Source organism: Bradyrhizobium arachidis (assembly GCF_024758505.1).
GTDB lineage: Bacteria > Pseudomonadota > Alphaproteobacteria > Rhizobiales > Xanthobacteraceae > Bradyrhizobium > Bradyrhizobium manausense_C.
The window spans coordinates 6,218,151-6,237,553 of the sequence record NZ_CP077970.1 but is presented as its reverse complement, the minus strand read 5'-3'; the positions used below and the strand labels follow the sequence as shown (position 1 = coordinate 6,237,553).

Genomic DNA, 19,403 nt, shown 5'->3' with positions numbered 1-19,403 from the left:
TTCCGAAAAATGACGCGAAGCGTGAGTCCGAAACGAGAACGTATGACGAGTCCGGCTCCCTTTGCTCACGCGCGCGGCGGCTCGGCATGACTGATGACGCGCTTCACGCTGGGGAACGCGCGGCGCAGCGCGCGCTCGATCTCGTCGACACGCTCGTGCACGCGGATCACGCTCATCGACGGCGCGGCGCGGCAATGGAAGTTGACGATCTCGCCGGCCTCGGTGTTGCGGACGCGCACATTGTGGACGTCGTGGATGTCGGAGCCGTCGGCAAAACCCCGGAGCGCCGCGGCAATGGCCTCGACCCGCTCGGCGGGCGCATCGATGCCGTGCGGCAGTTCCGGTTCGAGCGGTTCGATATGGACGTCGACCTCCACATCCTCGCCGAATTCGTCGGTGACGTTGCGCTCCAGCGCGTTTGCGACGTCATGGGCGGCGGTCAGCGCCATGTCGCCGGCGACTTCGAGGTCGAGGCTGACGATCAGCTTGTCGCCGAGGTCGTGCACCGTGACGTGATGCACGGCGAGGCCGGAATTGCGCGCGATCACCATGATGCGGTCGCGCACGGTCTCGTTGTTGCGCGCGACCGGCACGGCCGCGAAGGTGAGGTCGGCATCGCCGAGCGCCTTGCTCACGGCCTCCTGTGACTGTTGCTTGATGCCGTCGATCCGGTCGATCGGGTAAGTGCGGGGCACCTGCACGATGGCGTCGATGAAATAGGTCGCACCGACCATGCGCGCACGCAGCCGTTCGACGTCGACCACGCCCGGCACGCTGCGGATCGCGGCGGTGGCGCGCTCGGCGACCCCGTCCGGGGCCCGGTCGACCAGCGTCTCCACGGTCGAGCCCGCCATCCTAAGCCCGAGCAGGGCGATCATCACGGCAACGGCTGCGGCCGCGGCGGCGTCGCCCCACCAGAAGCCGAGCGCGGCGAGGATGAGGCCGGCGATGACGGCGAACGAGCCCATGACGTCGGAGGCGAAGTGGAGCGCATCGGCGGCGAGCGCCTGGCTCTTGGTCGCCCGCGCGGCGCGATGCAGCGCACGGGCGCGCCAGAGATTGACGACGATGTCGATGACCAGCACGACGAACGGCACGGCCGAGATGATCGGCGGCGGCGTGCCCTCGCGGATCCGGCTATAGGCCTCGACCAGGATGCCGCCCGCGAGCACGTAGAGCAGCGCGGTAACGCCGAGCGCGGAGATGCTTTCGAGCTTGCCGTGCCCATAATGGTGCTCCTCGTCCGCCGGCTTGTCGGAGACCCGGACCACCGCCCAGGTGATGATGGTCGCGACCAGGTCGATCGAGGAGTGCAGCGCCTCCGAGATCAGCGCCAGCGAGCCGATGGCGACGCCGACGACGAATTTGGCAATCGCCATGCCGCCGCTGGCGAAGATCGAGATCGCCGCGACCGAGGTTTTTGAGGTTTCGGTGGTCATGGCCGGGGATTTAGCAGGCCCGGTCTGAACATCAAGCGACCATCCACAGCCGTAGACGCGACTGATTTGCAGGAGCAGGTCCTCAATTTCCGTCATGCCCGGGCTTGTCCCGGGCATCCACGATCTTCGTGCCGGGCGCTAAGGCGTGGATGGCCGGGTCAAGCCCGGCCATGACGAGCGATGAGGGTAGTGCCTCAGGAGACACTACTCCGCGGCGGTCAAAGGCCTCACATCGTCACGACGATCTTGCCGAGGTGCTTGTTGGCCTCCATGTGCTCGAACGCCTGGTCGATATCGGCAAAGGCAAACACCCTGTCGATCGGCAGTTGCAGCTTGCGCTGCTCGACCGCGCCCCAGATGTCCTTCCTGACCCCGTCGAAGATCTCGCGGACCTCCTCGATGGTGCGGGTGCGGAAGGTGACGCCGATATAGTTGATGCGGCGGGCCGCATGCAGGTCGAAGTTGAAGTCGGCGTGGGTGCCGCCGAGCCGGCCGACGTTGACGATGCGGCCCTTGACCTTGGTGGCCGCCAGGTTCTGGTTGGCGACCTTGCCCGAGACCTGGTCGACGATGAGGTCGACGCCTTCGCCGCCCGTCGCCTTCAGCACCTCCTCGACCCAGCCGGGATCGGAGGAATCGACGGCGAGGTCGGCGCCAAACTCCTTGAGCCGGCCGCGGCGGGTGGCGTCGGTCGAGGATCCCACCACGAGCTTTGCACCCTTGAGCTTGGCGATCTGCATCGCCATCAGGCCGACGCCGGAACTGGCGCCCTGGATCAGGACGGTCTGGCCGGGTTGCAGGGCGCCCGCGGTGACGACCGCGTTGTGCATGGTCGCGAGCGCCACGGGCAGGGTGGCCGCTTCCTCAAAATTCATGTTGGAGGGCGCGCGGAACAGCCGGCCATGATCGGCCAGCGTGTACTCGGCGAAGGCCGCGGCGCCCGAGCCCATGATGCGGTCGCCGACCTTGACGCCTTTTGCATCGGGGCCGAGTGCGGCAACTTCGCCGGCCCATTCCATGCCGAGCACGGTGCCGGCGCCGCCCGCTGAGCCATGGGCGTGGCCTTTTCGCATGCCGGTGTCGGCGCGGTTCAGTCCGCAGGCACGCACACGTACGAGCACCTGCGCGCCCTTAGGTGTTGGTTGAGCGACATCGGAAATCGCTGCTCCGTTAGGGCCATAGACGTAGGCCTTCATGTTTCACCTCTGCAACTTGATGCGCATGATTTAGTCGCTCTTGCACTTACTCCGCTGCTTGCGCTTTGGGTTGAGCGATCATGCCCTCGAGCCGGCTGCGGATGATGGCCTCCGCCTCGCGCACGATGCGCGAGACCAGTTCGGCGCAGGTCGGGATGTCCTGGATCAGGCCCTGGACCTGGCCGGCCGACCAGATGCCCTCGTCGGAATCCCCAGTCGCATAGACCATCTTGCCGCGCGCGCCGGCGACGAGCTCGCGGATGTCCTCGAACTTTGCGCCTTCCTTCTCCATGGCGACGACCTTGGTCGAGATCGCATTTTTGGCGACGCGGGAGGTGTTGCGCATGGTGCGGAAGATCAGCTCGGTCTCGCGCTCGTCATTGGCGACGATCTTCTCCTTGATGGACTGGTGGATCGGGCTCTCCTTGGTGGCCATGAAGCGCGTGCCCATGTTGATGCCTTCGGCCCCTAGCGCCAGGGCGGCCACGAGACCACGGGCATCGGCAAAGCCGCCCGAGGCGATCATCGGGATCTTGACCTTGTTGGCGGCGGCCGGGATCAGGATCAGGCCGGGCGTATCGTCCTCGCCGGGGTGGCCGGCGCACTCAAAACCGTCGATCGAGATGGCGTCGGCGCCCATCCGCTCGGCCGAGAGCGCGTGGCGGACACTGGTGCATTTGTGCACGACCTTGACGCCGTGCTTTCTGAACTCGTCGACATGCTCCTGCGGCTTGTTGCCGGCGGTCTCGACCACCTTGATGCCGCTTTCGATGATGGCGGCGCGGTACTCGGCATAGGGCGGCGGCTTGATCGCGGGCAAAATGGTCAGGTTGACGCCAAACGGCTTGTCGGTGAGGTCGCGGCAGCGCGCGATCTCCTTCTTGAGGTCCTCCGGTGTCGGCTGGGTCAGCGCCGTGATGAAGCCGAGCGCGCCGGCGTTCGCAACGGCCGCGACCAGTTCCGCACGCCCGACCCACTGCATGCCGCCCTGGACGATCGGGTGTTCGACGCCGACAAGCTCGGTGAAACGTGTCTTCAACATGGTCGCCCTCTGTTTCCTCTGGCTCGCGGTCTTCGCGCGGCTGTTTTGGCTGCATTCGCCGGGAGGATGCCGCCCGGTCAGGCAAAAGTCTATCGAGGCGGGGTGCTGCCAGGGCAGGGCGCTCATGCCGGGGACGAGGGGGGTGATTCCGTGTGGCGGATAATTTCGTTAGATGGCGGCTGAGCGCCCCCAATGACGGAGAGGAGGAGCCTCCACACCCAATGCTGATCTCAATCGCAAACACACCATCGCATTCAATCGGCCGTGCGCCTTCAGCGGTCCGCCCTCAAGCGGTAGTTCAGCTCGATGCTGCCGGCGGGCGCGCCGCTCGGAAGGCGCCAGCCTGAAAAGCCCGGTGTCGGATCGGGATCGGATGTGAGATCGAGGCGCCAGGTCTGCTTGGGGATGTCGGGCACCACCAGAGTAACGATGCGATTGCTTGTCTTGTACATGAGCGAGGCGGTTGCGAGGATCGCCTGCCGCTCGCCGTCATGGCCGCGCCAGCGGTCGGTGAGATCGACGATCGCGTGTCCCTGTCCTTCGCTGACCTCGATCTGCACTTCTTCCTTCTTCGGCGGCAATGTCATGCCGGCTGGTAGCCGAAACTGGAGCTCGAGCGTCATGAAGCCGTGGGTGAGGTAGGGCGAGCGGATGAACTCGTACCAGGTCCACCATGCGATGCCGCCGACCAGAAGCAACAGGACGACAGCATAGGGACGCGAGATGCGCGTGCGTGGCGCCGTTGCGGCATCAGGCGACGCCGTGCTGTCGCGGACCACGCCAGTCCTGACAAACAGCCACACACCGGCGGCAAAGCCGACGAGACCGCCGATCGGCCCGATGTCGAAGAACGCGCCCATGGCGATGCCGCCATCGCGGTCCGGGCCCGCGATGCTCGCGGCCAGGAGGGCAAGCCCGAGCCAGCCGGCAAGCGCGCCGACGAGACCCGAGAGAAGGCTGAGGATGACGCGCATGAAGGCGAGGAGCGTAGCCGGTTGCGAGACGACGCGTGTCGCGTCACCCCGCCTCATGCAAGGCTAGCAGGCGCATGCCAAGAGAGCCAGCGCGCGTCCGGCACTCACTTCCCCAGGAAATTCGAGCGCATCTTGTCGGCGAACCAGACCACGAAGATCGCAGCAAACGAGAGAGCAAAGTACAGGCCCGTCCACAAAAGAGCATTGCCGGCATTCGTCATGGCGTCCTCCCTTGCACCCAGAAATGAACTTTCTTGCTGCGAGAGGATAACGGTGACCGCGACGGCGGATTTGCGCTGGATCAATTTTGCTGCGCTGCGAGGGTCAAATAAGCCCCTCTGGCATGGACGTCGGCATTGCTGCATTTGAATTGGCCGGACCGCTCGTCCGAGTGTTCTTCTGGTGTTGCGGAGTAGTTCATTGCGCAACTGGGGCAGGCGAATTCGTCGACCGTCCAGATACTGGTGGCCATGCGGGAATTTACACGCTCAGGTAGTGCCAGCCCGTAAGTCGCGCTCGCCGCTTTCGCCGGCGCAAATCGGCTGGCGCAACGCTGGTTAACGGCCGTTAGCCACATGCCCGCAAGGCTGCTGCCAGCGCGCGTCATGGTGTCACAACGTGGTTTGCCGTAGGCCGGAAATTGGAACTCGGCATCGCCCGCAGCCATACGGTGTTACCCATTCGCATTTTGCAGTTGCACCTGAAAACGCATTTGCATCTAAGTATCTCAGCGCGGCGAGAAGAAAACGCCGCTGCCATCAAGTGTGTGGGGTGCGTTGTTGCGGGCGAAATCCAATGACTTCAATTTCAATGCAGTTCGAAAGAACCGATTTGAACCTATGTTAGGATCGCTGCTCCGCGACGGCCCGAGTAGAGATCGCGGCGCATGCCCTGCCGCAGGGGCGCGCCAGTGACGCCTCCCGGCCGGTTCGGAAATTACCTCCTTGCAGCACTGCCGGCACCGGACCTCGACCTGCTGCTGCCCGACCTGGAGACGGTCACGCTCGATCAGGACGCCGTGATTTCGCGTGCGGGCGACCGGATCGAACATGTCTTGTTCCCCGATAGCGGCGCCGTTTCGCTGATGGTCGATATGGCGGACGGACACACGGTTGCCACCGCGGTCGTCGGGCGCGACGGGGCCGTGGGCATTCTTTCAGTGCTTGGGCCGGCACCTTCATCCATCACCGCGGTCGTTCGTGCGGCAGGCACCGGCTCGCGGGTCCCGGCGTCGCGCTTCCACGCCGCGTTCAACCGGAGTCCAGCGATCAGGCACGCTGTCCAGAACCATGTCAGGGCGATGCTGACGCAGCTCCAGCGCGGCTCGGCCTGCAACGCGCTGCACCCGGTCGAAGCGCGCATGGCCCGCTGGTTGCTCCAGCTGCGGGACCGCACCGACCATGACATGCTTCCGCTCACCCAGCAGGCCTTGTCGGAAATACTCGGTGTGCGGCGCACGACGGTGACGCTCCTGATGCGCAATCTGCGCATGCGCGGAGCGATCAGGTCCGATCAGCGAGGTCGGATCGAAATCGACAGGTCCCGGCTCGAGGCGGTGGCGTGCGAGTGTCACGACACCATGCGTCTCGAAGTCGAAGAGATCTACCCGGCGCATACGGACCAGCGCCGCACGGCGGCGGGCTGCCTCAGGAATTGAATCGGGGGAAGCTATCCGGGGCGGTGCCGGACTCTGATTCCGCGTCGAGCCTCGCAAGCTCGCGCAGTACTTTAGCTGTCTCGCGCAGTTCGTTACGCGCGGCGCCCGGCTTCAGCCGTCGTGCATCGTTGAGAAATTCCCTTGCCTGCATCAGCCAGGTGGACGGTTCGGTTGAAGTCTGCACTTGCGCCATGGTGTCCCTCCATCGCGATCACAGAACTGCGTCGAAAAAAACCGGCCGGTTGGAATTTGAGCGTCGTGTCGGTGCGGTTGACTTGGGGGGGCATGCACCTTCAAGCCGTGTTCGAGCGCCTGGGGGGGCCGCTCGGGGCTAGCTCTTCTTTCCAACCGGCCGGATCCCTCCTTGTACGAATCCCCTAACGTGACGTGAGCACCGCGACGCTGGCCATTTAATATGACTTTTGCTTTTGCTTTCACTCGCGGTTTGATCTCGCGTCTCAAGCGAAAGCGTTGCTGCCACGCTCGCTAATGTCACGAGAGCTCTTGCTCGATGTGCGATCTGCTTTTTGATGAGTTTCAATCCCTGCCTGACAGGACTATGTCCGACACAAGCCGAATTGTTGGTTCGGTTTGCGACTCTCGCGAAGAATATTTTTAGATTGTCAATATACACGATCGTATGTTTACTGCGTCTGTGAATAACGGGCAGATCGCGAAGTGAGAACAACCGATCTGGCGCGACGACGAGGCCGGCGTTTCCCGCCTGAGAACGTCAAGCCACATGATCCTGCTCGACAAAAACAAGAAACAAATAAACGGAACCAACGGGAGGTTGGGGAATGGACACAGTACGCCGCTTGCGTGCGATGGCGTCGCTCTGCCGACAGACGGCCGCTTATCGTCCCGACAGAAGCTGGAAGCTGCTCGCCGAGGCGGAGTTCTGGGAGCACCTGGCCGATGCGGCACTCCTTGAGCACTTCAAGGAGTGCACCGCCAGCTCGCTTGACGCGATGCCGTCACGACCAATTGCCAACGCAAACGACAGCGGGTTGACCGCGATTGCTGTCGCGTGACGTGTGCATGATGGATTGAGGTCTCGCGACATCCATCGCGCGGCTGCCGAAAGCGGCACGAGCGGCTAAGGTGGTCGGCGACGAATGGTCGTCTCTGCGCAGGCGATGTCGAGTACCCAGAATCGGCGGAGCGAAGCGGCGAGTTCGGAATCCAAAACCACAGGATCGTGTTTGGCGAAGGCGGGCAATTGACATCTCGCCCGACAACTGGACCCTGTCGGTACGGATTCTCAGATGCGCAATTGCGCATCATAGCTCGCGACTTTGTCGCGCCCCGGAATGACCGGAGAGGCGTGGAAGCGCTACAGCCGAAACTCGTTGGTGAGCTCGCCGATGCCGTGGATCGCGACGGTGACGGTGTTGACCGGCTCTTTCATCACGCCGACGCCGACCGAGGTGCCGACGGCGATGAGATCGCCAGGCAGCAGTGTCATGTCGTGCGAGATCTTGCTGACCAGCTCCTCGGCGCTGAAGATCATGTCGGAGATCGGATAGTTCTGCCGCTCCGCGCCGTTGAGGATGGTGCGCACCACGAGTTTTGCAGGATCGAGGCCTGTCGCGATCACCGGGCCGAACGGGCCGTAATCATCAATGCCCTTGGCGCGAGCCCATTGCGGGAAGGTCGGATCGCGGGTGAGGATGTCGTTGGCGGTGATGTCGTTGACGCAGGTGTACCCGAAGATGAATCGGCCGGCCTCCGACGGCGCGACGCGGCTGCAGGTCTTGCCGATGACGATGCCAAGCTCGCCTTCATAGGTGGTCTTGCCGTCATAGGAGGAGGGGCGGCGGATCACCGCGCCGGGCGCGGCGACGCTGGTCGTGGCTTTCAGCAGATAAAGCGGCTCCGCCGGCTCGGGCTGGTTGAGTTTGGCGGCGAGCGCGTGAAAATTATTCCAGAGCGCGACGATCTTGCTCGGCGCGCTGGGCGCGAGCAGCTCGACCTCCGACAGCGCCAACACCTTGCCGTTCGGCGCTGATGTGCCGAACATCTCGCCGTCATGCACGGCGATGCGGGAAGCCTCCAGCGTTCCGAAGCCGGTTTTGCCGCCGTGCCGGAAACGCAGCCATTTAATGACTTCACCGGCCGCCATCACGCCACCGCCCGCGTGAGGCCGGCGGAGACCGTCGCGCCATCGTAGAGGCCGGCGATACGGGCACGCTGCGCCACCAGCGCCAGCACGGAGTCGAGCGCGGGCGTGGCAATGCCGGTCAGACGGCCCATCTCCTGCACCACGGTGACGAGCGGGTCGATCTCCATGGGCCGGCCGCGCTCGAGATCCTGGAGCATCGAGGTCTTGTGCGCGCCGACCTTGCGGGCGCCCTCGATGCGGCGCTCGACGTCGACGCGGAATTTTACGCCAAAGCTTTCGGCAATGCTTTGCGTCTCCAGCATGATCGCCCGCGACAGCGCGCGCGTGGCCGGATCGGTGCAGATCACGTCCAGCGTCGCATGCGACAGCGCGCTGATCGGGTTGAAGCAGACATTGCCCCAGAGCTTGAGCCAGATCTCGTCGCGGATGCGGTCGAGCACCGGTGCCTTCATGCCGGCATGGACGAAGAGATCGGCGAGGCGCTGCACGTCGCCGGTGATCTCGCCGGAGGGCTCGCCGAGCGGGAAATTGTTGCCGTAGACATGGCGGATCACGCCGGGCGCCTCGATCTCGGTGGCGGGATAGACGATGCAACCGATGGCGCGCTCGGCGCCCAGCTCGCGCCACTGCCGGCCGCCGGGGTCGATGCTCTCCAGCGTCGAGTTCTCGTAGGCACCGCCGTGCTTGTAGAAATACCAATAGGGGATGCCGTTGACGGCGGTGATGATGCGGGTGCGGGGCCCGAGCAGCGGCTGCATCTTTTCGATCACGCCAGTAATGGAATGCGCCTTTAGCGTGATGATGACGTAGTCCTGCACGCCGAGCTCGGCGGCATCGTCCGTGCAGCGCGGATGCACGGTGTGCTCCTCATCGCCCATCAGCAGCGTCAGGCCGCGCTCGCGCATGGCGGCGAGATGGGCGCCGCGGGCGACCAGGCTGATATCAGCACCGGCGCGCGCCAACTGCACACCGAGATATCCGCCGATCGCGCCGGCGCCGTAGATGCAGATCTTCATGGAAATTCCTCGCGGCCAGAAGCCAGATTTTGGGACGAAAGATCCGGTCCGGCTCGGACGCATCCGAGCCGGGGCCGGCAGTCGCAGGGGAAGTGGCTTTAAGTCTTATTTCTTGAGCATGATCTTTCCGGAAAACCGCTGCACACTTTTCCGGATCATGCGCTAGGCCGCGTGCGGTGTGCTCGCGGTGATCTCGTCGAAGGCGGCCGAGACGTCGCGCATGCTGACGACGCCGACCAGGCTGTAATTGTCGATGATCGGCAGATGCCGGATGTGATGCCGCTTCATCAGGTGGCGGACATGCTCGAGGGTATCAGTGGTCGAGCAGGAGACGAGCTGCTGCACCGAGACGAGCTGCGAGATCTTGACGTTGACGCCGTTCGCGCCGTGCTCGGCGATCGCGCGCACCACGTCGCGCTCGGTGAACATGCCGACCGCGGTATTGCCCTCGGAGCGGACGACGTCCTTCACCACCAGCGCGCTGATGTTGTTGGCGCGCATCAGCTTGGCGGCGATTTCGACCGTCTCGTTCATCCGCACCGTTACAACGCGCGACGTCTTCTTGCTCAGAATGTCTCCGACCAGCATTGCAACCTCCCTGGATCAATCGTGCAGGATAAGTCTGGTATACATTATGCCAATTGTCAAACCCAAGATGCGGTTTGGCCGAAAATTTAAACGGCAGGGTTGCTGACGTTCCCGATCCGGAAATGAAAAGGGGCGCCGTTAAGCGCCCCTCTCAGGTATTGCGGATTTTGCGGCGCTCAAGCCGTCTTGGGCTTGCTCGTCGCCTTGCCAGTCGCGGTGTCCGTCTCGATCGCCTCGTGGCCGAGGATGAAGGAACGCCGTAGCGGCTTGATGACGAACAGCGCCATCAGCGCTGCCGTCGCGTTCAGCGCCACCGCCACGACGAACACGGCCTTCCAGCCATAGGTGGTCGAGATCACGCTTGCGAGCGGGACCAGCAGGGAAGCGGTGCCCTTTGCGGTATAGAGCATGCCGTTGTTGGTGGTCGCGAACTTGGAACCGAAAGTGTCGCCGCAGGTCGCGGGGAACAGCGAGTAGATCTCGCCGAACACACCGAAATAGATCGCGGTCGCCAGCACGAAGACGATAGGCACATGCCCGTAAGCCGACAGGGTCAGCAGCATGAGCGCTGCCGTTCCGAACGCGATGAACATGGTGTGCTCGCGGCCGATCGTGTCGGAGACCCAGCCGAAGAACGGACGCCCAAAGCCGTCGAAGATGCGATCGAGCGAGATCGCGAAGGTCAGCGCCGCCATCTGGAAGCCGGCCAGCGTGACGGGCGTGTCGGCGATCTTGAAGTCGTGCGCGATCGGGGCGATCTGCGCCGCCGTCATCAGGCCGCCGGAGGCGACCATCACGAAAACCAGGTACATCACCCAGAAAATAGGGCTGCGCAGCACCTGCGGCGGGGTGAAGTCGATCTTGGTCTGCGGCAGATTGAGCTTCTTCTTCCGCGGCGGGATCGAGACCTGCGGCGGGCTGATGAAGAAGGCGAGCGCGAAGACTATCAGGCCCTGGCCGATGCCGAATTTGAGGAACGCGCTCTCATAGCCGCTGGAGGCGATCATGCTCGCGATCGGCACGATGGTGAGCGCTGCGCCGGCGCCGAAGCCGGCCGCGGTCGCGCCGGCGGCGAGGCCGCGGCGGTCCGGAAACCACTTCAGCGCGTTGCCGACGCAGGTGCCGTACACGGCGCCCGCGCCCATGCCGCCGACGATCGCAGCCGCATAGAGCAGGGTGAGCGAGTCGGCGTAGGAGTTGAGAATCCAGGAGAGCGCGATCATCACGCCGCCGAACATGATGACGATGCGCGGGCCGTATTTGTCGACGAACCAGGCCTCGACCGGCACGAGCCAGGTCTCGGTGACGACGAAGATGGTGAAGGCGAGCTGGATCGCGGCACGGCCCCAGTGATGGGCGGCATCGATCGGATCGACGAACAGCGTCCAGCCATATTGCAGGTTGGCGATCATCGCCATGCAGACGATGCCCATCGCGAGCTGGAGCCAACGGTAACCACTTCGCAGGGGCGCGGCCGTAACGGCGCCGTCCGTATCGGTCATCATCAATGTCCTCCCAACGCGCTCGCCGGTTGTGACCTAGTGTCGCAAGGTTGTGGCGTATTGTCGCAAGCGCATCGGGCAATCTGGTATACCATATTCCAGAATGCAAGCCCAATCTTGAGGGAACCTCCATCAAATCCGCTACTCTGTTTCGTGAAAGCAGAATCGCCAACGAAAAGCGCCCGGCCCCGAGGGGCCGAGCGCGATTTTCGTCAGTAATTTGGGTCGCGTCAGAGCGTGGATTTGGCGACCACGACCTTGCGCCAGGGCTTGAGCACCGCGATCGCCAGCGCCGAGGCCAGGATGTTGGCGCCGGCCGCGATGATGAACACGCTGTCCCAGGTGCCCGACGACTGCTGCATGTAGTTGGCGATGGGGACCAGCAGCGCGGCCGTGCCCTTTGCGGTGTAGAGCAGGCCCGCATTTGTGGTCGCGAACTTGGCGCCGAACGTGTCGGTGCAGGTCGAGGGGAACAGCGAGTAGATCTCACCCCAGGCGAAGAACACGAAGCCCGAGAGCAGCACGAACCACACCGGATCGTGGCCCCAAAGGTAGAGCATCCAGATGCCGAAGCCTTCCATGCCGAAGGCGATGAACATCGTGTTCTCGCGGCCGATCATGTCGGAGATCCAGCCGAAGAACGGACGCGTCAGGCCGTTGAGCACGCGGTCGATCGTGGCTGCGAAGGTCACCGCGGTCATCGTCACCGCCATCAGCGTGACCGGCACGTTGTCGACCTTCCAGTCGGCCGCGATCGGCTTCAGGTTCGCCGTCACCATCAGTCCGCCGGCGCCGACGATCACGAACATGAAGTACATCAGCCAGAAGATCGGCTGACGCAGAACTTCGGTCGGCTGGTAGTTGCGGCGGCTCTGCACCAGCGCGGCATTCGCCACCACGTTCGGCACCTGGCCGGCCTTCGGCGCGAGCAGGAAGAAGGCGAGGATGCAGATGATGATGCCCTGACCGAGACCGAAATAGAGGAAGGTGGTCTGGAAGCCGGAGTCCTTGATCATTGCCTGGATCGGCGCAACCGTGAGCGCAGAGCCCGCGCCGAAACCGGCGGCCGTGATGCCGGCGGCCAGACCGCGCTTGTCGGGGAACCATTTCAGCGCATTGCCGACGCAGGTGCCGTAGACGCCGCCGGCGCCGATACCCGCGATGATCATGCCGAGATAGTAGCCGTTGAGCGAGGTGGCCTGGGCGTTGATCGCCCAGCCGATGGCGCAGAGCACGCCGCCGACGAGCACGACGATGCGCGGGCCGTATTTGTCGACGAACCATCCTTCGACCGGCACGAGCCAGGTCTCGAACAGCACGAAGAGCGTGAACGCCCACTGGATCGACGCGCGATCCCAGCCGAACTTTTTCTGGATGTCGGGGACGAAGAACGTCCATCCGTATTGGTAATTGGCGATCATCACCATCGCCAGAACGCCCACCGCCAATTGCGTCCAGCGATAGGCATCGCTCACGCGCGCGGCAGTGGGGGCCGCTGTTGCCTGCACCATATCCGTCATGAATCCTCCGACGCGCCTTGCTTATCTCTTATCATTCCCGAATGCGCGGCGGGCATCTTGGTATTCATTATGCCAAGATTCAAGCGACGGGCGGGGCTGAGAGGTGCGGCGAAATATCGCGGGAGATGCTCACATCATCCCATGACGGCGGAATTGTAAAGCCCGTCCATGCGCGGCCCGAAACCGCCACCGCTCCGCACTTAATGCTTTGATTTCGTAAGAAATATTCCTCGCTGCACTCAGTCCGCCTGCTGCGGGAAGCTCACGCATCCACGGCTTTTTCAGCTTCCGCTGGGGCGGGCAGGGCAGCGCGCGTCGAGGTGCGACGGCCGGGCGATCGCGCAAGGCGTGGAATTCTTTATTCCAGAAGCGAGGCGCGAGGGCGTATCGCGGCGCGCTGGCGTGCGCGCGATTCACGCGGCCGCGGTGCGCAGCCGGCTATAGCCTTCCTGGATCGCGGACCAGAACAACGCGACCAGGCCAAGCACCATGATCGTGCTGACGAGGCCGTTGGAGAAGAACACACCGAGCGAGCCCTGCGATCCCAGCAGCGATTGGCGGAAGGCTTCCTCCGCCTTGTCGCCGAGCACGATGGCGAGCACCAGCGGCGCGAGCGGGTAGTTGCACTTCTTCAGGAGATAGCCGAGCACGCCGAACACCAGCATCAGCATCACGTCGAAGGTGCTGTTGTGCACCGAGTAGGCGCCGATCGCACAGAGCACGAGGATGAGCGGCGCGATGATGCCGAAGGGCACGCGCAGGATCGCAGCGAAGATCGGGACGCAGGTGAGCACGACGATGAGGCCCGCGAGGTTGCCGAGATACATCGACGCGATCAGGCCCCAGACGAACTCCTTCTGCTCGACGAACAACATGGGGCCGGGCTGCAGGCCCCATATCAACAGTCCGCCAAGCAGAACCGCGGCTGTCGGGGAGCCGGGCACGCCGAGCGACAGCATCGGCAGCAGCGCCGAGGTGCCCGCAGCATGCGCGGCCGTCTCCGGCGCGATCACGCCTTCGATCTCGCCCTTGCCAAAGTTGTTGCCGCGCCGCGCCAGCCGCTTGGCGATGCCGTAGCTCATGAAGGAGGCCGGCGTTGCGCCGGCGGGGGTCACGCCCATCCAGCACCCGATCAGGCAGGAGCGCAGCGACGTCATCCAGTAGCTCGGCAGTTCGCACCATGTTTGCAGCACGACCCGAAGGTTGATCGTCGCGTTGCCGCCGCGGAAGGCCAGCCCTTCCTCCATGGTCAGCAGGATCTCGCCGATCCCGAACAGGCCAATCACGGCGATCAGGAAATCGAACCCGTTGAGCAACTCCGTGACGCCGAAGGTCAGCCGCAACTGCCCCGTGATCGAATCCAGGCCGACCGCCGCGAGCGCGAAACCCATCATCATCGCCGCGATGGTCTTGAACGGCGGCTCCTTGCTCAGGCCAACGAAGCTGCAGAAGGCGAGGAAGTAGACGGCGAACTTTTCCGCCGGACCAAATCGCAGCGCGAAGCCTGCGACCAGGGGGGCGACGAGCGTGATCATGATGACCGCAAACAGCGCGCCTACGAAGGAGGAGGTGAAGGCGGCCGTCAGCGCTTCGCCGGGTTTGCCCTGTTGCGCCATCGGGTAGCCGTCGAACGTGGTCGCCACCGACCAGGGCTCTCCGGGTATGTTGAACAGGATCGAGGTGATGGCGCCGCCGAACAATGCGCCCCAATAGATGCAGGACAGCATGATGATCGCCGATGTCGGCGGCATGCTGAAGGTGAGGGGCAGGAGGATCGCCACGCCGTTGGCACCGCCGAGCCCCGGAAGCACGCCGATGATCACCCCGAGCGTGATGCCGATGATCATCAGCATGATGTTGTAGGGCTGCAGGGCGACCGCGAAGCCGTGAAACAGGTTGGCTAACTCTTCCATATCGATGCGTCCTGCAACAACAACTGAATTGACGGCACAGCCCTTGCAGGCCAAGCCTTCTACAGACCAAGCCATTCCTCGAGCGGACCCTTGGGAAGCGGGACCAGGAACCAGCGTTCGAAAACAAGGTAGGTCAGGACCGGCATGCCGACGGCCACGGCGATGGTGGTCAGCCAGCGATAGCCGCCGAGCCAGCGCATGAACCAGGCGATAAAGAGCATCGAGGAGACATAGAGGCCGATGAACGGCATCGAGCCGACATAGATCGCGGTGGGTACGACGACGCTCATGACCTGGCGAAGCTGTCCCCATGCTGCGAACAGCCGGCGGTCGGTGTTGCGTTGAGCGCTCCAAAGGTTGATGGCGCTCGCGGCGACGATGGCGGTGCCGATATAGAAGGGGAAGAAGCCGGCACGCGGGCCTTCCGCACCCCAGTTGATACCGGCCTTCAGGCTGCCGAAGATCACGACCAGGCCGAAGGCGCCGATCAACAGCGCCATGCCGATTTCCAGCGTCTTGTGTGCCGGGCCAGATTCGGATCCGGGTAGTTCAGTCATGGGGCCTCCAGATAAAGTCGCGCTGTTTCGCGGTCGCGGCCGACGGGAGGACGACCTGCGTCCTCAGCCGTCACCGATGTCAGGGGTCAATTCCCCGGCGCGAGGAAGCCGGCGTCCTTCATCAAGCCCTCGTGGCGCTTCTCCTCCGCTTCGATCCACTTGGCGTAGTCGGCCCCGGTCAGGAAGGTCGTGTTGAAGGCGCCGCTCTTCATGAAGTCCTGCCACTCCGGCGTGGCGCGGACTTTCTTGAACAGCTCGACGTAATACTCGACCTGGTCCTTCGTGGCTTTGGGCGACATGAAGATGCCGCGCAGCATGAGATATTCCATTGCGAGGCCCTGCGACTTGCAGGTTGGAATATCCTTCCAGGCCTTGCCGTCGGCGATCGGTTCGTCATAGGCCATCGGCTGCGCGTCGAAGACGCAGAGCGGACGGAGCTTGCCGCCGCGCCATTGCGCGACCGCTTCGATCGGATTGTTGACGGTCGAATCGACGTGATTGCCGACGAGCTGGACGGCGACTTCGCCGCCGCCCTTGTAGGGGATGTAGGTGAACCTCGCATCGATCGCCTTCTCGATGCCGACGGTAATGATCTGATCCTCCTGCTTCGAGCCGGTGCCGCCCATCTTGAAGGTGCCGCCCGGTGCCGCCTTTGCGGCTTCGACGTAGTCCTTGACGCTGTTGTACGGCTTCTCGGCATTCACCCAGAGCACGAATTCATCGAGAGCCAGCATTGCAACCGGGGTCAGGTCCTTCCAGTTGAAGGGAATCCCCGTTGCCAGCGGCGTCGTGAACAGGTTCGACAGCGTGATAATGATCTTGTGAGGGTTGTTCGACGCCGTCTTCACATCGAGGAAGCCTTCACCGCCGGCGCCGCCGGCCTTGTTGATGACGACCAGCGGCTGCTTCATCAGACTGTGTTTGGTGACGATGCCCTGGATGGTGCGCGCCATCTGATCGGCACCGCCGCCGGTGCCCGCGGGCACGATGAACTCGACCGGACGAACCGGCTCCCAGGCCGCAGAGCTTGCGGTGCTGCAGACGCACGACATCGCGATTGCCGCCAAAGCGACATTCAGAACGAATGGCTTCATTTGTTTCTCTCCCTGTCGAACCTTGAACACGGCCGCTCTTTGGCAGCTCGCATCAGCCCATCCCGATTCAATGCCTGGGGGTCACCGTTTACGGCTGATCTCCCAGCAGCCTCACCAACCAGAAGTTTATGAGCGGGGACAAGGCGCGGCATCCGCTCCTTTGGGCTAAGGTTCCGCCAAGGACCACGGTGCGTGGCTCGCCCTTGGCCGTTCCCGTCCTGCGTTATGCATCCCCGTCTTGCACTTTTGGTTGTGCAAATCCTTCTCGATTGGCCAATGGTATGCGAGATGCCAATGGACAAACAATTGGACCAGCGGGCCACATCGGCGGACCAATCGTCGCAGTTCCAACCGGGGATGCTGCGAGGGCAAAAAGAAAATGGCCCCGCCGTGCGGGGCCATTCAACAATCATAGTGCTTCAGGGTTCCAAAACCGGCGCGCCGTTTCGGCAGCGCGGGGAAGGCCTTCTTACAGGCCGAACCGGGGCAGGTCGCCGTTGCGGATCGAGATCTGGGCGCTCGCCATCAACAGGCCGTCGACCGCGGCGATCAGGCGGGCGAGCAGGGAGCTGGAGGGCGCAAGCGCGACGGAGGCAGTTTTGGACATCGGTCTTTCCTTTCTTGCGGGGACGGGCCGGTCGCCGTCCCCGTCTTCGAAAGTCAATCTATGTATACCAGATGCCAAGGACTACAGTTTTGTTTGCATAGCAGCATTTGATATCTTGCATTGCAACATAATGTTCCCTTAACGCGGCCGTTTCGGGCATAAAGATACAAAACGGGCGCCAAAACGTTCGTTCCCGGCGGAATTCCGTTGCCGACGCAACGGACCGGGCCTTGGCAGGGCAACTCAAAGCCGTTAGAGGTCTGCCCCCTTTTTCCAATCATCTGTCAGAGTGGTTCATGTCGAGCGCCTCGTCCGCCGTCTCGATCGGCATCGATTTTGGAACCAGCAACACGGTCGTCGCGCTCGCGGCGGACGACCGCCGGGTCGAGGCCATCCGCTTCGATCATGGTGGGCACAGGCACAGCGTCTACGTGTCGGCCCTGTGCTTCTGGGAGGATCGGCCGGGCGCCGGAGCCCAGGCGGAGGGCGGCCCGTGGGCGATCGAGCAGTTCCTCGAAGGGCGCCACATCTACCGCTTCCTGCAATCGTTCAAGACCTTTGCTGCGAGCAGCAGCTTCAACACCACCCAGGTGTTCCGGCAGCGCTACAAGTTCGAGGATATTTTGGCGGCGTTCCTGCGGACACTCGCGCGTCACGGCGGCGACAAGTTCGGCTTCGATGCGGCGAACATCGTGGTCGGCCGCCCCGTGCGCTTCGCCGGCGGCAATCCCGACGAGGCGCTGGCAATGCAACGCTATCGCGCCGCGTTCGAGCGCCTGGGCGCCGGCCACGCGCGCTATGTCTACGAGCCCGTGGGCGCTGCGTTCTCCTTCGCCCGCCGGCTGGAGCGCGATGCCACGGTGCTGGTGGCGGATTTCGGCGGCGGCACAAGCGACTTCTCCGTGATGCGGTTTTCGCGTGCCGGCGGCACGCTGCGTGCGGAGCCGCTCGGGCATGCCGGCATCGGCATCGCCGGCGACACGTTCGACTACCGCATCGTCGATCACGTCGTTTCCCCGCGGCTGGGCAAAGGCACCAGCTTCCGCTCGTTCGACAAGGTGCTGCCGGTCCCCAACAGCCACTACACCAACCTCGCGCGCTGGCATCAGCTCGCGATGATGAAGAGCAACGGCGATCTGCGCGAGCTCCGCGAGCTTTCACGCACCGCGCTGAAGCCGGCTCTGCTTGGGGATTTCATCACCATCGTCGATCTCGACCTCGGCTTCTCGCTGTATCGCGCGGTGTCGGACGCCAAGGTCGCGCTGTCGGCCAATGATCAGGTGGACTTCCGCTTTAAGGGCGGCGGCGTCGAGATTGGCTCGACCATCACCCGGAAGAATTTTGAAGCCTGGATTGCCGACGATATCGCCCGGTTAGGTGCCACCGTCGACAAGGTGCTGGGCGAGGCCCGCATCACAGCGCGCGAGGTGGAGAAGGTGTTCTTGACCGGCGGGACCTCGTTCGTGCCCGCCGTCCGAAAACTGTTCGCCGAGCGGTTTGGCAACGACCGGCTGATGTCGGGCGACCAGTTCGAGTCGATCGCTTACGGCCTCGCCTTGATCGGACACAGTCCCGACCCGGACCGCTGGACTGCCGACGGAGGACTCAGGTCGAAGGCGGGTGCGTAGCCCAAGGTCACGAGCCCGCCTTCAGTATCCGCGCGCTATTTACGCACGCTATTGATTGATCTCGGGTTCGACGAGCCTTGCCAGATTCCGCAGCGACTCCTGCCAGCCGAGATAACAGGCTTCCGGCGGAATGACGTCCGGGATGCCGGCCTGCGTGATGTCCACTTCGGTGCCCACGGATACTTTCTTCAAGATCACGGTCACCTGGATCTCGCCCGGCAGATTGGGATCGTCGAATTTGTCGGTGTAGCGGAGACGTTCGCCGGGGACGAGCTCGACATATTCGCCGCCGAAGGCGTGGCTGTTGCCGGTCGTGAAGTTCCGGAACGACATTTTGAACGTGCCGCCGACCTTTGGCTCCAAATGATGAACGGTACAGGCAAAGCCGTTGGGCGGCAGCCATTTCGCCAGCGCGTCCGCCTCGAGGAAGGCGCGATAGACTTTCTCCGGGCTGGTCGTCAGAACGCGGTGCAGGCGCACAGTGCTGGGCATGATCGTCATCCTCATGAATTGATGGGCCTGACATCGAGGTCTATTGCCCATTC

The 19,403-nt window shown here is 63.5% G+C and carries 20 protein-coding genes; 3 read left to right on the top strand and 17 right to left on the bottom strand.

Annotated elements, in window-relative coordinates; translation table 11 throughout:
- Positions 1-65 precede the first annotated feature (65 nt).
- From KUF59_RS28885 to KUF59_RS28860, 6 genes are all read right to left on the bottom strand, one after another.
- A complete protein-coding gene (locus tag KUF59_RS28885; protein WP_212455590.1) occupies positions 66-1,439 on the bottom strand; it encodes a cation-efflux pump in 1,374 nt (457 codons plus the stop codon).
- A 227-nt stretch (positions 1,440-1,666) separates the two neighbouring features.
- Positions 1,667-2,635 carry a zinc-binding dehydrogenase gene (locus KUF59_RS28880; RefSeq protein ID WP_212455589.1) on the bottom strand — a complete coding sequence of 323 codons (969 nt, stop codon included), beginning with the start codon at positions 2,633-2,635 and terminating at the stop codon, positions 1,667-1,669.
- 46 nt (positions 2,636-2,681) lie between these two features.
- A complete protein-coding gene (locus KUF59_RS28875; protein ID WP_212455588.1) occupies positions 2,682-3,677 on the bottom strand; it encodes an NAD(P)H-dependent flavin oxidoreductase in 996 nt (331 codons plus the stop codon).
- A 272-nt stretch (positions 3,678-3,949) separates the two neighbouring features.
- A complete protein-coding gene (locus KUF59_RS28870) occupies positions 3,950-4,708 on the bottom strand; it encodes a hypothetical protein (protein WP_249139978.1) in 759 nt (252 codons plus the stop codon).
- 47 nt (positions 4,709-4,755) lie between these two features.
- Complete coding sequence (locus tag KUF59_RS28865; RefSeq protein WP_212455587.1) at positions 4,756-4,956, bottom strand: hypothetical protein; 201 nt, start codon at positions 4,954-4,956, stop codon at positions 4,756-4,758.
- Positions 4,953-5,318 (bottom strand): hypothetical protein, encoded by a 366-nt coding sequence (locus tag KUF59_RS28860; RefSeq protein WP_212455586.1) that lies wholly within the window; start codon positions 5,316-5,318, stop codon positions 4,953-4,955. Before KUF59_RS28860 ends, KUF59_RS28865 begins: the two co-directional genes overlap by 4 nt.
- A gap of 243 nt (positions 5,319-5,561) precedes the next feature.
- Between KUF59_RS28860 and KUF59_RS28855 the strand changes: the two genes are divergently transcribed.
- Positions 5,562-6,308 carry a Crp/Fnr family transcriptional regulator gene (locus KUF59_RS28855; RefSeq protein ID WP_258767270.1) on the top strand — a complete coding sequence of 249 codons (747 nt, stop codon included), beginning with the start codon at positions 5,562-5,564 and terminating at the stop codon, positions 6,306-6,308.
- Here the strand turns inward: KUF59_RS28855 and KUF59_RS28850 are convergent.
- The gene (locus KUF59_RS28850; protein WP_212455584.1) at positions 6,298-6,501 is read right to left on the bottom strand and encodes a hypothetical protein; all 204 of its coding nucleotides are present in this window, start codon (positions 6,499-6,501) and stop codon (positions 6,298-6,300) included. The two genes, KUF59_RS28855 and KUF59_RS28850, sit on opposite strands and share 11 nt — an antisense overlap.
- A gap of 607 nt (positions 6,502-7,108) precedes the next feature.
- On the opposite strand from KUF59_RS28850, the gene KUF59_RS28845 reads away from it, so the two are divergent.
- Positions 7,109-7,342 carry a hypothetical protein gene (locus tag KUF59_RS28845; protein WP_212455583.1) on the top strand — a complete coding sequence of 78 codons (234 nt, stop codon included), beginning with the start codon at positions 7,109-7,111 and terminating at the stop codon, positions 7,340-7,342.
- Between the two features lie 302 nt (positions 7,343-7,644).
- On the opposite strand, the gene KUF59_RS28840 is transcribed toward KUF59_RS28845, so the two are convergent.
- The 9 genes from KUF59_RS28840 to KUF59_RS28800 form a co-directional block, all read right to left on the bottom strand.
- A complete protein-coding gene (locus KUF59_RS28840; RefSeq protein ID WP_212455582.1) occupies positions 7,645-8,433 on the bottom strand; it encodes a fumarylacetoacetate hydrolase family protein in 789 nt (262 codons plus the stop codon).
- Positions 8,433-9,449 (bottom strand): 2-dehydropantoate 2-reductase, encoded by a 1,017-nt coding sequence (locus tag KUF59_RS28835; RefSeq protein ID WP_212455581.1) that lies wholly within the window; start codon positions 9,447-9,449, stop codon positions 8,433-8,435. The genes KUF59_RS28840 and KUF59_RS28835 overlap by 1 nt, the downstream gene beginning before the upstream one ends.
- Before the next feature lie 162 nt (positions 9,450-9,611).
- Positions 9,612-10,037, bottom strand: coding sequence for a CBS domain-containing protein (locus KUF59_RS28830; protein ID WP_212455580.1), 426 nt, complete (start codon positions 10,035-10,037; stop codon positions 9,612-9,614).
- A gap of 176 nt (positions 10,038-10,213) precedes the next feature.
- Positions 10,214-11,542, bottom strand: coding sequence for an oxalate/formate MFS antiporter (oxlT, locus tag KUF59_RS28825; RefSeq protein ID WP_212455579.1), 1,329 nt, complete (start codon positions 11,540-11,542; stop codon positions 10,214-10,216).
- Between the two features lie 227 nt (positions 11,543-11,769).
- Entirely contained in the window at positions 11,770-13,059 is a 1,290-nt protein-coding gene (oxlT, locus tag KUF59_RS28820; protein ID WP_212455578.1) for an oxalate/formate MFS antiporter, read from the bottom strand.
- A 413-nt stretch (positions 13,060-13,472) separates the two neighbouring features.
- Positions 13,473-14,972 (bottom strand): tripartite tricarboxylate transporter permease, encoded by a 1,500-nt coding sequence (locus KUF59_RS28815; protein ID WP_212455577.1) that lies wholly within the window; start codon positions 14,970-14,972, stop codon positions 13,473-13,475.
- A gap of 59 nt (positions 14,973-15,031) precedes the next feature.
- On the bottom strand, positions 15,032-15,529 hold the full coding sequence (locus tag KUF59_RS28810; protein WP_212455576.1) for a tripartite tricarboxylate transporter TctB family protein: 498 nt from the start codon (positions 15,527-15,529) through the stop codon (positions 15,032-15,034).
- Positions 15,530-15,615: 86 nt separating this feature from the next.
- Positions 15,616-16,623 carry a Bug family tripartite tricarboxylate transporter substrate binding protein gene (locus KUF59_RS28805; protein ID WP_212455575.1) on the bottom strand — a complete coding sequence of 336 codons (1,008 nt, stop codon included), beginning with the start codon at positions 16,621-16,623 and terminating at the stop codon, positions 15,616-15,618.
- Positions 16,624-17,092: 469 nt separating this feature from the next.
- The gene (locus KUF59_RS28800) at positions 17,093-17,230 is read right to left on the bottom strand and encodes a hypothetical protein (RefSeq protein ID WP_258767269.1); all 138 of its coding nucleotides are present in this window, start codon (positions 17,228-17,230) and stop codon (positions 17,093-17,095) included.
- 296 nt (positions 17,231-17,526) lie between these two features.
- Between KUF59_RS28800 and KUF59_RS28795 the strand changes: the two genes are divergently transcribed.
- Entirely contained in the window at positions 17,527-18,858 is a 1,332-nt protein-coding gene (locus KUF59_RS28795; protein ID WP_212455573.1) for an Hsp70 family protein, read from the top strand.
- Positions 18,859-18,906: 48 nt separating this feature from the next.
- On the opposite strand, the gene KUF59_RS28790 is transcribed toward KUF59_RS28795, so the two are convergent.
- Entirely contained in the window at positions 18,907-19,350 is a 444-nt protein-coding gene (locus KUF59_RS28790; RefSeq protein WP_212455572.1) for an SRPBCC family protein, read from the bottom strand.
- Positions 19,351-19,403: the final 53 nt, after the last annotated feature.